The sequence below is a fragment of the Kitasatospora sp. NPDC028055 genome, assembly GCF_040637885.1.
Classification (GTDB): domain Bacteria; phylum Actinomycetota; class Actinomycetes; order Streptomycetales; family Streptomycetaceae; genus Kitasatospora.
In genome coordinates this window covers 1-12829 of record NZ_JBEZXE010000005.1, presented here as the reverse complement: position 1 = coordinate 12829, position 12829 = coordinate 1, and the positions used below count along the sequence as shown (strand labels likewise).

Here is a 12829-nt window from a genome sequence, read left to right as displayed (position 1 = left end):
GGGGCTCAGTGCGTGGCGGTCGTGTCGTCGGGGGTGGCCTGCGAAGTGGCGTCGGGGGTGCCCTCGGTGTTGCCCGGGGTGTCCGGGGTGTCCGGGGTGTCCGGCGCGTTCGAGGTGGTCGGGGCGGGGTGCCACGGGCGGTCGGGGCGGGTCGGGACGGGGGCGGAGGTGAGGCGCAGGGCGTACACGTCGTGGTCCGGCGCCGGGGAGGGGACCGGGCCGAGGTACTCATGGCCGGTCAGGTGGCACCAGGCGGGCAGGTCGAGCGGGGCGGCCGGATCGGTCGTCAGGATGTGGACCACGGCGCCGGCCGGGAGATGGGCGATCTGCTTGCGCAGGCGGAGCAGGAGTTGGACGCAGAGCAGGCCGGTGCCGTCGACGGTGAGGTCGGGGGCGGCGTTCGCGGGGGCGGCGGCGTTGCGGACGGCGTCGTCGGGGGTGGTCATCGGGGGATCTCCTGGGTGATGCGCCAGAGGCGGCGGGGCAGGTCGCCCTCCTCGAAGGCGTGGACCTCGGCGAGGTGCCAGCCCTCGGCGAGCCGGTCCACCAGCTCGCGGGGGAAGAAGTGGACGGCGAAGCCGCCGTGTTCCCAGATGTCGTCCCCGTGGCCGGTGCCGGCGCCGTAGTGGGCGTCGCCGGTGTGACGGACGGTGTAGACGAAGGTGCCGCCCGGGCGCAGGACCCGGCGGACCTCGGTGACCAGGGCCTCGACCTCGGGTGTGCTGAGTGCCATGCAGAGCAGCATGTGGGCGAAGACCGCGTCGACGGAGGCGTCGGGGAGGGGCAGCGGGGCGCGGACGTCGTGCACCGTGGTGCGGACCCGCTCGGCCAGGCCCTGCGCGGCGGCGGTGGTGCGCAGTTGGCCCAGGCCGGTCGGGCTGAAATCGGTGGCCAGGACGGAGAAGCCGGTACGGGCGAAGTGGAGGGCGTCGCGGCCGTGGCCGGCGCCCAGTTCGAGCACCTCGCGGGCGCCGGCGGCGGCGAAGGCCCGGGCGGCGTGCCGGGCGGGGGCGGACGGCTGCTCGCCGTACATCCCGGGGTGGGAGCGGTAGGTCTGCTGCCAGTGGGCGCGTTGGGCCTCGGCGAGGGCGGGCTCCCGGCGCGGCGCCGGGGCGGGCGTCGGGTCGGGAGTGCTGGTCATGGTGCTGCTGCCCTTCGCGGGGGTTCGTCGTGGTGCTGGTGGAGCTGGTGGTGCTGGTGGTGCCAGTGGTGCCGGTAGTCCTGGTGGTGCCGATGGTCCTGGCCCAGCCTAGGGCTTCGGGAGGTGGCGGTGTTCGGGGGCGGTGCCGCCGAGGCGGGTGAGCAGGGCGGAGAGCTGGGTGAGGTCCTCGCCGCTCCACTGGTCGGGGGCGAAGTGCTCGGTGGCGACCTGGCGGGCGGTGTACAGCATCTCGGCGAGCCGCTCGCGGCCGGTCGGCGTGAGGGCGGCGTACGCGACCCGGGCGTCGCGGGCGGCGGCCTCGCGGGTCACCAGGCCGATCCGCTCCAGCGGGGCGAGGCCGCGGGTGACGCCGGAGGCGGTGAGGCCGAGGGCCTCGGCGAGGTCGACCCGGCGCATCCGGCCACCGGGGGCCTGGGCGAGGTGCAGCAGCAGGGTGAAGTCGGACAGGCTCACGCCGTGCAGGCCGCTGAGGCTCGCGTCGAAGCGCTTGACCACGGCTGTCTGGGCGCGGACCAGGCGCAGTGCGGTGTCGAGCGGGTCGGGGCGGGGGGCGGTGTCGGGGCTCGGGTTCGGGCTGGTGTCGGGGTTGGGGCTGGTGTCGGGGCCGGGGTTCGCGGGGATTGTCATTGCCACCTCCTTGACCGCTCAAGTATATGCACGGGCGGAGCCGTCAAGGAGGTGGCAGGGGGAGGGGGGTCGGTCAGCCGGTGGTGCCGGCGGAGCGCCGCCGGCGCTTGCCCAGTGGCGCTTGGGAGAGGTCCTCGGCCTGGGAGCGGAGGTTCTTGAAGCCGTAGCCACGGTCCGTCAGCCAGGACTGCGCGGCCTGTTCGGCCCGCTCGGTGGCCTCCAGGATGTCCTCCTCGGCCTCGCCCTCGTCCAGGAAGCGGAAGGTGAAGGCGGTGCGTGCGGTGAGGTCGTAGCTGAGGTGGCCCTCGCGGGTGAAGGCGGCGTGCAGCACGTCGTGCTCCGGGGCGGCGGCGAGGAGCTCGGCGCGCTGCACGTCACTGAGTCCGTCGAAGACGCCGCGCACCATGATGCGGAAGGTTCGGGTGGTCATGCCCCGACGATAGGCAGTGGTGGCGGCGGACCGCCAATGCGATTTCGGTGGCCGGGTCGGCGGTGGGCCATGGCGCGGCTCACCGGAGGTCGGCCGGGGCCGCGAGGCCCGCCGCGAAGGACTCGACGGCGTCGGCGAGGGAGGCGGGGGCTTCCAGCGGGAGCAGGTGGCCGGCGCCGGGGACGACTGTGAGGCGGGCGTGCGGGAGGTGGGGGAGCAGGTGGGTGCGGAGCAGGTCCGCCGGTTCGACCTGGTCGTGTCGGCCCGTCAGGACCAGGGTGGGCACCTGGATCCGGGAACTGGCGGCGGTGATGTCGGTGGCGAGGCCGCGCAGCGGCCACTCCTCGCGGGCCGGGAGGTCGGCGGCCATGCTGTCCTGGACGGCGGCGGCGCGGACCCCCGGCGGCAGCGGGGTGGCGGTCAGGACGTGGTCGAGGGCGTGGCCCACGGACTGCGGCGAGTCGTAGGCGTGGGCGAGCGCCTGTCGGTGGTCGAGGGTGGCGGTGGGGGCCGGCCGTGGCGGGGCGGGGGCGACCAGGACGAGCCCGGCCAGGCCCTCCGGTCGTCGCGCGGCGGCGAGTTGGCACACCTTGCCGCCCATGGAGTGGCCGACCAGGACGAAGTGGTCCAGGCCGAGCCGACGGGTGACGGCGAGGAGGTCCTCGGCGAGCTGCTCCAGGTGGTACGGGCCGGGCAGCGCGCGGGACCGGCCCCAGCCGCGCTGGTCGTAGCGCACGGTGCCGCGCCCAGACGGCAAGTGGCCGACGAACGCGTCCCAGGTACGGGCCGAGCCGCCCCAGTAGTGGGCGAGGACCAGGGTGGGGCCGCCCTCGGCCTGGCGCTGGGCCTGGGGTTGGGCCTGGTGCTGGCCTCGGACCTGGTGCTGGACCTGGAGGGTGCCGCCGTCGACGGGGACAGGGGTGAGGGGGTGGGCGGGGGTCTGGGCAGGGGTGGGGCGGCTGGTGGATTCCGGCAGCATGGTGGTCTCCTCGGAGTGGGTGCTCCCAGGAGGCTACGGTCGGGAGCGGGCCTGAGGCCCGGTCGAAAGGTGCACGGTGACAGTGGAAAACGGACAAGCTCCCGGGATCCGGCAGGTGCGGTACAGCCCGGACGCCGGGTCGGCGGGGTTCGGGGTGGAGGTGTTGAGCTTCGAGCGGTTGCGCCGGATGGACCGGGCCCGGCGCCGGGAGCGCCCGCAACGGCCGGACTTCCACGTGTTGGCGCTGGTGCGCTCGGGCAGCGGTCGGCAGGTGGCGGACTTCGTCGACCACCCGCTGGGGGAGCGGAGCGTGGTCTGGATCCGCCCGGGTGTGGTGCACCGGTGGGCGGAGGTCGACGGGGTGGACGGGCCCCTGGTGCTGTTCGAGCCGGAGGTCCTGGCGGGGGTGGTCGGGGCGGGGGCGTCCGGGGCGGCCGGGTCGGCTGGGCTTGCCGGGGTTGCCGCGTTCGGGGCCTCCTGCTGGCAAGTGGACGAGGAGGACTGGGGGTTGGTGCTGGCCGGGGTCGAGCACCTGGCGCGGGAGCATGCGGCGGCGGTGGCCCGGGAGGAGCCCTGCTCCAGGGCCCTACTCGGGCACCTGCTGGCGGCGCTGCTGCTCCGGGTCGCCCCACCCGAGTCAGTACGGCCGTCGGCGGCGAACGGCGACCGGGAGGTCTTCCGGCGGTACCGTACGGCGGTCGAGGAGGGCTTCGCCCGGCGGCACCATGTCGCCGACTACGCCCGTGAACTCGGCTACACGGTACGGACCTTGACCAGGGCGAGCCGCGCGGCCAGTGGGCTCGGGGCGAAGCGCTTCCTGGACGAGCGCATCCTGCTGGAGGCCAAGCGCCTGCTGGCGCACACGGACCTGTCACTGGCCCGGTGCGCGGAGCGGGTCGGCTTCGACGACGCAGCCAACTTCGCCGCCTTCTTCCGGCGGCTCACCGGGGAGTCGCCCGGCCGCTGGCGCGAGGCCGCGGCCGGGCGCTGAGCCGGTGGGATCAGCGGGCGAAGGGACCGAAGACGGTGGCCGCCAGGCGCAGGGCCTGGGGTGGCGTGCCGCCGCTGGAGCCGACGGAGTAGACCAGGCGCTTGCGCAGGTCAGCGGTGGCGAAGTAGCCGCCGGAGTAGCCGAGGTCGTGCCCGGACTTGCCCCAGACCACGGTGCCGTCCTGTAACGGGAGGGACAGCAGCCCGGCGCTGTAGCAGGCCTTGCCCTTGTCCGGCCCCAACCGGCAGTCGTCGGTGCCGTGGTAGGGCAGCAACTGCCCGGAGGCGTCGCGCGGCAGGGTGAAGAGGTCGTGCAGCTGCTGCGGTGGCAGGAGCTCGCCGTCGAACAGGGCGCGCAGGAAGCGGTCCAGGTCGGCCGGGGTGGAGATCATCGACTCGGCGTTGCCACCCTGCTCGGAGACGTCCGTCGGGATGCCGGCGTTGCTGTCGAGGTATCCGGTCAGGTGCGGTTCGGGCATCTGCGGCGCGCCCCCGGTCAGTTCGGTGTGCCGGAGGTGGAGGGGGCCGAGGATGCGGGTGGTCACCTCCTGCTGGAGCGAGTGGCCCGTCACGCGTTCGATGAGCAGGCCGGCCAGGCGGTAGTTGAAGTTGTTGTACTCCTGCTCGGTACCGGGCGTGGCCGGCACGGGCCAGGGCCGGTCGGTGGGCCGCAGGGTGCGCTGGACGACCTCGTCGAAGGTCTCGATCCCGAAGCGCTGGGCGATCAGGCCGTCGCGGTCGCCGTCCTCGACGCCCGCCGGGCCCTCCACGGCCTGCGGCAGTCCGCTGGTGTGGTCGAGGAGTTGGCGGACGGTGACCGGCTGGTAGACCGGGCTGCCGCCCGTCCCGTCGGGCAGGACCCCGGGCAGGTACTGCTGGACGGTGCCGTCCAGGTCGATCCGTTGCTCGGCGGCGAGTTGGAGCACCACGGCGGCCACGAAGGTCTTGTTGATGCTGCCGATCCGGAAGGCGGCGTTCGGTGCGACCGGCTGCCCGCTCACCGGGTCGTCGGCGGTACCGCGCCATGCCTGGCCGTCGACCGTCACCCGGGCGAGCGCACCCGCGGTGGGATCCCCTGGTCGGGCGGCTATGGCGGCGTTGAGCGCGGCTCTGTCGGGGCCGCCTCGGGGCGCGGTGCCGTCGGCCAGGGCGGCCGTGGGTGTGGCGGCGAGGAGCAGGCCAGCGAGGGTGAGGGCGGTGCGTTTGGCGATGGGCATGAGTCCTCCGGGGTCGGTGGGGCGGGCGGGTTCTGTGGTGTCCGCCTTGAAGGGACGCGATGTGACGTCAAGTCAGTTCTTTCGTTCCGGGCGATCGGCCGTGGGCGTGCGGCTCGGCGCTGCTCGGCCGGGGAACCGGCGGCCGGTGGCGGGCGTCGTGGACGGGGCGGGTGGATCGGTCGCGTGGGGTGCGGACAGGTGTGGGTGGTTGTGGACGGGTGCGGGGGCGTGCGGCTGGTGCGGTCGGGGCGTGGTGGAGACGGTGCGCCCTGGTGGTTCCGGGCCGGGGGCCCGTTGGTGCTGGCGGGCGCGGGCTGGCTGTGCAGTGTGCCGACGCTCTTCGCGGACGACGACGTACGGGCGTTGGTGAGCCGCTGCCAGGACAGCCCTGGCGCACCCGCGTACGTGCTGCCGTTGGCATGGGCCGGCCTGGTGCTGGGGGTCGTGGCGGTGGGCTGGGGAGGTCGGCAGCTTCTTGCGGCCGGGCGGCGGAAGGGGCTGCGGTCCGGTGTGGGACAGCTGGCGCTCTGTGTGGTGCTGCCGGTCGCGGTTGTCGCCGTGCCGCTCCAGTACGCGCTGGCGCGGACGGCGGCCCACGACAGTGGCTACCGGCACAGCAGCTGTTTCGGGCTGGGTCAGGGGGCGGACGGGGTGGGCAGTTCGACGGAGTGGACCGTGAAGCCGCCGCTGGTGACGGGGGCGAAGGGGGCCAGCGCCATGCAGGTGCCGACGACGGGCTGGTAGGGAGTGCCGTCCCTGTCCACGTCCGTGTTGCCCACGCCCCAGGAGAAGCCGAGGCGGTCCCGCCCGTGGCCGTGGGCGTCGTAGATGCTCAGACCTATTCGCTGGCCGACCGACAGGGCGTCGGACTTGGTGATCACGGCCGTCAGGGTGGCGACGGGGCCACCGGTGGCGAGGCAGTCGACCGCGGCGTCGGCCTGGCGGACCTCGCCGGTCTCGACCACGCGGTGGGAGAAGTGGACGGTGCCCCGGGCGTCGGTGGGCAGACCGTGCGGAATGCCGGGGAGGGGGCGGCTGCCGGGGGCGGCCACGGCCTCGACCGTGAACCGGATCTCGTCGTTGGGGCGGGGGGCGTAGTGGATCCGGCCGGATCCACTGACCCGGGCGGTGGCGGTGGAGTCGGTGGAGTCGGTGGACGGGGTCGCACCGGCCGGGGCCGGTGCGGTGAGCGCCACGAGGGCGAGCCCCGCGACGGCGGCCGCGGCGGTGCGGGCGGCTCGGTCACGGACGTTGCGGCCGGTAGAGGCGGTGCGGGCGGTACGGGCGGTACGGGCGAAGCGGAACACGGTGGAGACCCCCTTCTCCGGCGGCCCCGGTGGCCGCCGTCTCGGTGACTCCAAGACTGGTCGCCCCGACCCCCTCCCCACATGTGCCGATCGGCATAAAGCGACCGTCGGATCCGGCGCCCGGCCCTGTCGATCGGCAGGGCCGGGCAGGGCACCGGGGGCCGGGCGCCAGCCCCGCGACTACGCCCGGACCGGCAGCCGGGTGCAGACCGCCCCCGCCGCCAGCGGCGCGGCCTCGGCGCCCAGCGCGGTCAGGGTGAAGTCCGTGATCAGCGCATTGATGTCGGCGCTCTGCCGGACCAGGTAGTGGCTCCCGCCGGGCACCTCGTACCGCGCGAGGTCGGGCGCGACCTCCCGGGCGCGCAGCGCGTACTCCAGCGACTGGGCGGCGTTGGCCGCGCTGTGGTCGGCGGTGCCGTGCACGATCAGCACCCGCCGCCCGGCGAGCTGGTCGACCCGGTCGCCGGTGGGCAGCCAGGGGGCGAGCCCGGCCACCCCGACGACGTTCGGGTGCCCCGCGCACCAGAACGCGGCCCGCCCGCCGAGCGAGTTGCCGATGAGCACCACCGGCACGCCCGGGTAGCGGCGGTCGAGTTCCTCCAGCGCCCACCGGGTGTCGACGGCGGTGTCGGCGTCGGCGCCGTTCCAGCCGCCGTGGCGGTAGCGCAGCAGGTGCACCGCGAGGCCGTGCGGGCGGCCGCGGTCGGTGAGTTCGGCGGTGAGTCCCTGGAGGCCGAGCTCGGCGAGCCGCAGCGGCCCGCGCCGGCTGCGGATGAACCCGCCAGGGAGCAGCAGGGCGACGCCGGAGACCGGTCCGTCGCCCTCCCACGGGGTGAGCTGTGCGGTGTGCGGGCGCTGCGCTCGGAACACGCCGGTCCTTCCTGCGGACGGTCGGGGGACGGTGCTGCCCGGGGTGGCCCCTCGGCGGGACGGCCGGATCCCCCGAACGGCCGGGCTCCCGAACGGCCGGGTTCCCGAAGGGCTGGGCTCCCGGAACACCCGGATTCTACGGTTCCGGCGGTGGGTCGCAGCGCGTGAGAAGGGACCACCAGACCCAGTCGTTGACCCGATGGCCAGGGGAAGCACCGATGCACAGCAGAACGAGTGGCCGTGCGTGCGCAGACGGTCGGCTGCCGAGGCCCACCCGGTCGGGGTGCCCGCCCCCCGTCGCGCCTCAACCTGGCTCGGGGGTACGGGCGTTGGTCACCGGTCGCGACGGAGCGCGGGCGCGTCGAGCACGGCGGCGAGCAGGCCGGGGAGGCGGGCGTCGAGCTCGTCGCGGCGGAGCGTGACCAGGCGGGCCCGGCCGCTGGTGCGGACGGTGACCAGGCCGGCCTCGCGGAGGATCCGCCAGTGGTTGGACAGCGTCGACTTGGGGACGGTGAGCCCCTCGGGGCTGCAGGTGGTCTCGCCCTCCTCGGCGAGGCGGCGGACGAGTTGAAGCCGGACCGGGTCGCCGAGGGCGTGCAGGACGGTGGCGAGGTCGAAGTCCTCGGGGTGGGGCTGGGTCAGGGTCCGCATCGGGGTCCTCGGGCTCCTCGGGTCCGGCACTGGTTCCGGCCGGCCCTGGCGGTGGGGCGGCGCGCTGTCTAGTATCCCAGTTCGACAGTTCGGGAAACTCGAACTGTCCTGACGGTCGACTGGATCCTGCGGAGGTTGTGACGATGAAGGTGCTGGAGACGCTGGCCCGGGTGTACGTGGACGACCTCGACACGGTCCTGCCCACGCTGCGCGAACTCACCGGCGAGCGCGAGGGGTTGCGCTTCCCCTACGCGGGGGTGGAGGTCGCGCGGATCGGCGGCCTGCTGGTCGTCGCCGGCCCGGAGGAGGCGCTGGCGCGCTTCCGCAGGGTGCAGAGCACGCTGCTGGTCGACGACCTGGACGGCCTCGGGCCGCTGCTGGCCGCCCTGGGGGGCGAACTGCTGGACGGCCCCAACGAGGTGCCGACCGGCCGTAACGCGACCGTCCGGCACCCGGGCGGGGCGGTGTTCGAGTACGTCGAGTTCGTGAAGGACCGAGCCGTCTTCGCGGACTGACACGTCGTCCCCACGCGGGTGGGAGCCGGCCTCGGGGTCCGGCCTCGGGGTCCGGCCTCGGGGTCGGGGAAATCCGGTGCGGACGGGCGCCGACGGGGATAGGGTCCGCCGGTGACTGGTGATCGTGGGGGAATCGTGGAGACCGGCACCACCGAGCCGGAGCCGAAGCCGGAGCCAGCGGCCGAGACAGAGCCCGGGACGGGCCCGGAGCCCGGCCCCGAAGCCGACGCCCGGGCGCCGCGGGTGGGCTTGCAGGTCGCCCTCGCGGTCGTCCTGGTGGGGGCGCTGTTGGCCGGCCTCTGGTACCTGACCGGGGACGGCCGGGGCCTCGGGCCGAGCAACACGCCGGCGAAGTGCAGTCCGGCGAAGCCGACGGACTCGGCCAGGTACCCGGCGCTGTGCGCCGCGCTCAACCGCCCCGACCTGCCGGTGCTGATGGGCGTGCCGAAGGAGCGGGTGCTGGTGGCCCAGTCCGGGATGACGCTGAGCGGCGGGCCGGGCCTGGACAAGGACGGCTACGGCGCGGCGGAGGTGCAGTTCAGCGAGCTCTACGTCCAGCTCGCGGACAGTACGGACGTCGACGTGGACGACTACGCCCGGCTCTACCCGTCGGCGGACCCGCGCGCACCCGTCCTCGGGCACAAGGCGCTGTTCTACCGCGCCCCCACGATGACGCTGTCCTTCTCCCTCGGCGGCGGCAAGTCCACCACGGGCACCGGGGCCCCCGCCCACGCGCTCGCCGTGGCGAAGAATCCGGACGGGAGCGGCGGCAGCTTCGAGGTCAGCGTCTGGCGCAAGGACTCGCTGCCGATCGACGACGCCGCCCTCTACCGCCTTGCCGAGGCGGTGCTTCCGGGCCTCCCGGGCTGGGCGGCGAGCTGACGGGCCGCGGCTGACGAGGAGGGGGCGGAGATGCTGGTGACGCTGACCGGCGGGGCCGGTGCGGGCAAGACGACGCTGGCCGTGGCGTTGGCGGCCACCGTCGGACCGGAGCGGGTGCGGGTGCTGCACGGGGACGACTACTACTTCGCCGAGCCGGGCCGAGCCGGCGTGTGGGCGCCGGACGAGGCCGGGGTGCTGCGGCTGGACGTGGGGCATCCGGAGTCGGTGGACGGCGGGCGGCTGGCCGCCGACGTCGACGCCGCGCTCGCCCGGACCCCGGTGGTGGTCGTGGAGGGGCTGTTCGCCCGCCGGGTCGCCCCGCAGCGCCCCTGCCGCCGCTTCGACGTGTTCGTCGACCTGGCGGCGGACCTCCGGCTGGTCCGCAAGATCGATCGCAAGTGCGTCGCGGGCGGCTTTCCGCTGGAGGTGCTGCTGCGCAACTACGTCCGGCACCGGCGGGCCGCCCACGAGCGCCACGTCGAGCCGTTGCGGTGGGAGTGCGACCTGGTGGTCGACGGTGGCCGGGCTCCGGAGGCGCTGGCCGGGCAGGTGTGGGAGGCGGTGCGCGGGGCGGCCGGCCCCCGGGCTGTAGGGCGCGATTCGTAACGATCGCGCCGGTCAGGGCCTCCCATGTGCAGGGCAGGACGTGGTTTTTCCTGCTCTTTGTTCAGGAATTTGCCCTGCTCTGCGACGATCCGATGATCGACGCCCCACTGCGGGGGCGGCGCTTCGCAGGGGAGAGACGGGCATGGCCGAGCGGCCCGAGGACAGCGTCGTCCGGGCAAGGTCGAGGTGGGCCGCCAGGTTCGCCGAGCACAGGGAGACCGGGGCCGTACTGACCGGCGGCGTGCTCGGGGCCCTGTTCGCGAGCATGGGCCTGGCCGTGCTGTTCGGCCCCGCGAACGGGTTCGGCGGCGCCAGCCTGGGCTACCTGGGCGCCATCAGCATCCTCGGCCTGCTGCCCTGCGGCGCCGGCTTCGTCTGGGCGCTGATCCACCCCAGGCGCGGACTCCCGGCGGCGGCCGTCGGCACGGTGCTGGGCCTGGGGGTCTTCTTCTGCTTCGCCGGGGACGGCCTCAACGACTCCTGGAAGGCCCCGGCGGACCACCCGGCCACCGTCCGCGCCGTCGGCAGCTGGACCAACGGCAGCCTGGTGGTGCGGGTCCGTCCCGACCAGGTGGTGGCCTACCGCAGCGGCGGCGGGTCGGTCGCCTGGCAGTGGACGCCGCCGGGCTCCGACTCCGTGTGCACGATGAGCCGGGGGATCGGAGCGGGCGGCATCGGCCTGGTCGGGCACTCGCCGCACGGCAAGCCCTGCGCGGCGGTGACGGCGCTGGACCTCGCGGACGGCAAGCAGGGCTGGACCGCCACCGTGAACGCCCCCGCCCGGGACGGGGACAGCGCGGACTCCGACCTCGTCGCCGTGGCGGGCGCCCAGGCCGTGCTGCAGGGCATCGACGGCTGGCGGGCCGTCCGGCTGACCGACGGCCAGGAGCTGTGGCGCAGCGCGCCCGACGCCGGGTGCACCCCGATCGAGGTCGCGGGCGGGGACCAGGACGTGGTGACGGCCGCGGCGTGCGGTGACGGGACGGCGGTCGTGCGCACCCTGGTGCCCGGGGACGGGCAGGGGCGGACGCGGGCGGCCATGGCGGCCGAGGGCGGACTCAAGAACTTCATGGTGGTGTCCGTCGACCCGCTCACGGTCTGGGTCGACGCCCAGGCCGAGCGCGGCACCCACGCGGTGCTCAGCTTCGACCGGACGGGCCGCCGGCGCGCGGAGATCCCCGTCTCCGGGGACGAGTACGACCTGGACGTGATGCTGGGCGGGGTCCACGCCTTCGACGAGTTCACCGCCCGGCCCCTGCTCGGCGGGATGGTGGTCGGAGACCTGTTCATCGTGCCGGGGGAGCGGCAGGGCGACGTCAGCATCAGCGGCGGCCCGCACCCGAGCCGCACCGCCACCGGGCGGCTGGTCGCCTACTCCCTCGCGGACGGCACCAAGCAGTGGACGGCGGGCCTGGACGACCAGGTGACGGGGGTACTGGTCGACGGGACGTCGGTGTGGGCGATGACCCGCGACAAGCTGACCCGGATCGACGCCGCGACCGGCCGGCAGAGCCGCGAGCTGGACGTCAACGACACGGCCTCGCTGTACCCGGTGGACCTGTCGGTGGCGGGCAGGGAGCAGTTCACGGTCGTCGCGGAAGACGGGACCAGGGACGAGCCGCCGGTCCGGGGAATCGGCTGAGCACGGCCCGGCCCCCAGACAGCTGAGGAGTTCCATCGGACGGTGACCACCACACCGGATGTGCCGCGACGGGCCTTCCTCACCGTGGCCGGGAGGCCTGGACGAGCAAGGTGTCGGCTGAACGTGCGCCCGAAGCCGTCGGGGGGAACCTGGCGATGCTGATCGCCGTGAAGCCGGCCTCCTCCAGCAGCTTCGTCCAGACGTGCTCCTGGAGGACCCAGCGACGCATCGAGGTGGGAGAGCCGTCCGAGCTGCGGGCCGGGATGTCGGCGTGCCGCACGTCCGGTTCGGCGGGCGCTCCGCCGATGTAGTGGCCCAGGGTGGAGGCGGCGAACAGCCCACCGGGGCGCAGGGCGCGGGCAGCGACCGGGAACAGTCGGCGGGGGTCGGTGAAGTCGAGGGCTCCGAAGACCGAGTAGAGGACGTCGTACGCGCCCGGCTGCGCGTTCAGGTGCTCGACCACGTCGGCGTGCAGTGTGCGCAGGCGTGGTGCGAGGCCGCCGTAGAGGTCGCGGGACATTGCGTGTTGGGCGGGGGAGGCGTCGATGGCGTCGACCCGGGCCGGGGCATGGTGGGTGACGAGGTGGGCGGCGTGTCGGGCGGCGCCCGCGCCGAGGTCGGCCAGGACAAGGCCGGTGAGGTCACCCAGGACCTCGGGCCCCGGCCCGCCGTCCTGGGCCCAGACCCAGGAGAAGGAGTCGGGGACGGTCCGGTCGGTGCGGGTGCGGCCGTAGTGGTGCCAGAGGTCTGGCGCCGCTGCTCGGGCGGGGGCGGGGGTCTTCACCCGGGCCATCCTGGTTCCCGGCGGGTCCGGGCGCAGGGGCTTCGGTGAGATTCACCCGCACGCGTTGCGGTGGGCGCCGCGCGGGCCCGGGGCCCCCCACAGGGCGGGCGAGGGGGGGAGGGGGGGGGGGGGGCGGGGGGGCGGGTGGCGGCGGGGGGACCGCGCAG

General features: G+C 74.8%; 15 protein-coding genes. 5 read left to right on the top strand and 10 right to left on the bottom strand.

The genetic code is table 11. The annotated features are described in order from the left end of the window. Positions 1-5 precede the first annotated feature (5 nt). The 5 genes from AB0F71_RS08600 to AB0F71_RS08580 form a co-directional block, all read right to left on the bottom strand. Complete coding sequence (locus AB0F71_RS08600) at positions 6-446, bottom strand: sulfurtransferase TusA family protein (protein ID WP_360230002.1); 441 nt, start codon at positions 444-446, stop codon at positions 6-8. Continuing rightward, the gene (locus AB0F71_RS08595) at positions 443-1141 is read right to left on the bottom strand and encodes a class I SAM-dependent methyltransferase (protein ID WP_360230000.1); all 699 of its coding nucleotides are present in this window, start codon (positions 1139-1141) and stop codon (positions 443-445) included. The genes AB0F71_RS08600 and AB0F71_RS08595 overlap by 4 nt, the downstream gene beginning before the upstream one ends. A 108-nt stretch (positions 1142-1249) precedes the next feature. After that, complete coding sequence (locus AB0F71_RS08590; protein ID WP_360229998.1) at positions 1250-1789, bottom strand: MarR family transcriptional regulator; 540 nt, start codon at positions 1787-1789, stop codon at positions 1250-1252. Positions 1790-1862: 73 nt separating this feature from the next. Next, entirely contained in the window at positions 1863-2219 is a 357-nt protein-coding gene (locus AB0F71_RS08585) for a DUF6204 family protein (protein ID WP_360229996.1), read from the bottom strand. 79 nt (positions 2220-2298) lie between these two features. Continuing rightward, positions 2299-3198, bottom strand: a complete 900-nt coding sequence (locus tag AB0F71_RS08580; protein WP_360229994.1) for an alpha/beta fold hydrolase — start codon at positions 3196-3198, stop codon at positions 2299-2301. Between the two features lie 115 nt (positions 3199-3313). Here AB0F71_RS08580 and AB0F71_RS08575 point away from each other — a divergent pair, with 115 nt between their 5' ends. Beyond that, positions 3314-4189, top strand: a complete 876-nt coding sequence (locus AB0F71_RS08575; RefSeq protein ID WP_360229992.1) for a helix-turn-helix domain-containing protein — start codon at positions 3314-3316, stop codon at positions 4187-4189. 10 nt (positions 4190-4199) lie between these two features. Here AB0F71_RS08575 and AB0F71_RS08570 read toward each other — a convergent pair whose 3' ends face one another. The 4 genes from AB0F71_RS08570 to AB0F71_RS08555 form a co-directional block, all read right to left on the bottom strand. Beyond that, the gene (locus AB0F71_RS08570; RefSeq protein WP_360229990.1) at positions 4200-5405 is read right to left on the bottom strand and encodes a serine hydrolase domain-containing protein; all 1206 of its coding nucleotides are present in this window, start codon (positions 5403-5405) and stop codon (positions 4200-4202) included. Positions 5406-6040: 635 nt separating this feature from the next. Then, the gene (locus AB0F71_RS08565) at positions 6041-6712 is read right to left on the bottom strand and encodes a hypothetical protein (RefSeq protein ID WP_360229988.1); all 672 of its coding nucleotides are present in this window, start codon (positions 6710-6712) and stop codon (positions 6041-6043) included. A 180-nt stretch (positions 6713-6892) separates the two neighbouring features. Further along, a complete protein-coding gene (locus tag AB0F71_RS08560) occupies positions 6893-7582 on the bottom strand; it encodes an alpha/beta hydrolase (protein ID WP_360229986.1) in 690 nt (229 codons plus the stop codon). Positions 7583-7915: 333 nt separating this feature from the next. Beyond that, the gene (locus tag AB0F71_RS08555) at positions 7916-8233 is read right to left on the bottom strand and encodes a helix-turn-helix domain-containing protein (RefSeq protein ID WP_360229984.1); all 318 of its coding nucleotides are present in this window, start codon (positions 8231-8233) and stop codon (positions 7916-7918) included. Positions 8234-8376: 143 nt separating this feature from the next. Between AB0F71_RS08555 and AB0F71_RS08550 the strand changes: the two genes are divergently transcribed. The 4 genes from AB0F71_RS08550 to AB0F71_RS08535 all read left to right on the top strand — a co-directional run bounded on the left by AB0F71_RS08550 (position 8377) and on the right by AB0F71_RS08535 (position 11878). After that, positions 8377-8748, top strand: coding sequence for a hypothetical protein (locus AB0F71_RS08550; RefSeq protein WP_360229982.1), 372 nt, complete (start codon positions 8377-8379; stop codon positions 8746-8748). Between the two features lie 111 nt (positions 8749-8859). Continuing rightward, positions 8860-9630, top strand: a complete 771-nt coding sequence (locus AB0F71_RS08545; RefSeq protein ID WP_360229980.1) for a DUF6215 domain-containing protein — start codon at positions 8860-8862, stop codon at positions 9628-9630. A gap of 30 nt (positions 9631-9660) precedes the next feature. Beyond that, positions 9661-10236 (top strand): hypothetical protein, encoded by a 576-nt coding sequence (locus AB0F71_RS08540; RefSeq protein WP_360229978.1) that lies wholly within the window; start codon positions 9661-9663, stop codon positions 10234-10236. Between the two features lie 142 nt (positions 10237-10378). Continuing rightward, on the top strand, positions 10379-11878 hold the full coding sequence (locus AB0F71_RS08535; RefSeq protein WP_360229976.1) for a PQQ-binding-like beta-propeller repeat protein: 1500 nt from the start codon (positions 10379-10381) through the stop codon (positions 11876-11878). A gap of 79 nt (positions 11879-11957) precedes the next feature. Here AB0F71_RS08535 and AB0F71_RS08530 read toward each other — a convergent pair whose 3' ends face one another. Beyond that, positions 11958-12662: a methyltransferase domain-containing protein gene (locus AB0F71_RS08530; RefSeq protein ID WP_360229974.1), complete on the bottom strand. Its 705-nt coding sequence runs from the start codon at positions 12660-12662 to the stop codon at positions 11958-11960. Positions 12663-12829 lie beyond the last annotated feature (167 nt).

Coding starts and splice junctions, on each gene's coding strand:
- AB0F71_RS08600 (WP_360230002.1), bottom strand. CDS start 446: ATGACCACCCCCGACGACGCCGTCCGCAACGCCGCCGCCCCCGCGAAC.
- AB0F71_RS08595 (WP_360230000.1), bottom strand. CDS start 1,141: ATGACCAGCACTCCCGACCCGACGCCCGCCCCGGCGCCGCGCCGGGAG.
- AB0F71_RS08590 (WP_360229998.1), bottom strand. CDS start 1,789: ATGACAATCCCCGCGAACCCCGGCCCCGACACCAGCCCCAACCCCGAC.
- AB0F71_RS08585 (WP_360229996.1), bottom strand. CDS start 2,219: ATGACCACCCGAACCTTCCGCATCATGGTGCGCGGCGTCTTCGACGGA.
- AB0F71_RS08580 (WP_360229994.1), bottom strand. CDS start 3,198: ATGCTGCCGGAATCCACCAGCCGCCCCACCCCTGCCCAGACCCCCGCC.
- AB0F71_RS08570 (WP_360229990.1), bottom strand. CDS start 5,405: ATGCCCATCGCCAAACGCACCGCCCTCACCCTCGCTGGCCTGCTCCTC.
- AB0F71_RS08555 (WP_360229984.1), bottom strand. CDS start 8,233: ATGCGGACCCTGACCCAGCCCCACCCCGAGGACTTCGACCTCGCCACC.
- AB0F71_RS08550 (WP_360229982.1), top strand. CDS start 8,377: ATGAAGGTGCTGGAGACGCTGGCCCGGGTGTACGTGGACGACCTCGAC.
- AB0F71_RS08540 (WP_360229978.1), top strand. CDS start 9,661: ATGCTGGTGACGCTGACCGGCGGGGCCGGTGCGGGCAAGACGACGCTG.
- AB0F71_RS08535 (WP_360229976.1), top strand. CDS start 10,379: ATGGCCGAGCGGCCCGAGGACAGCGTCGTCCGGGCAAGGTCGAGGTGG.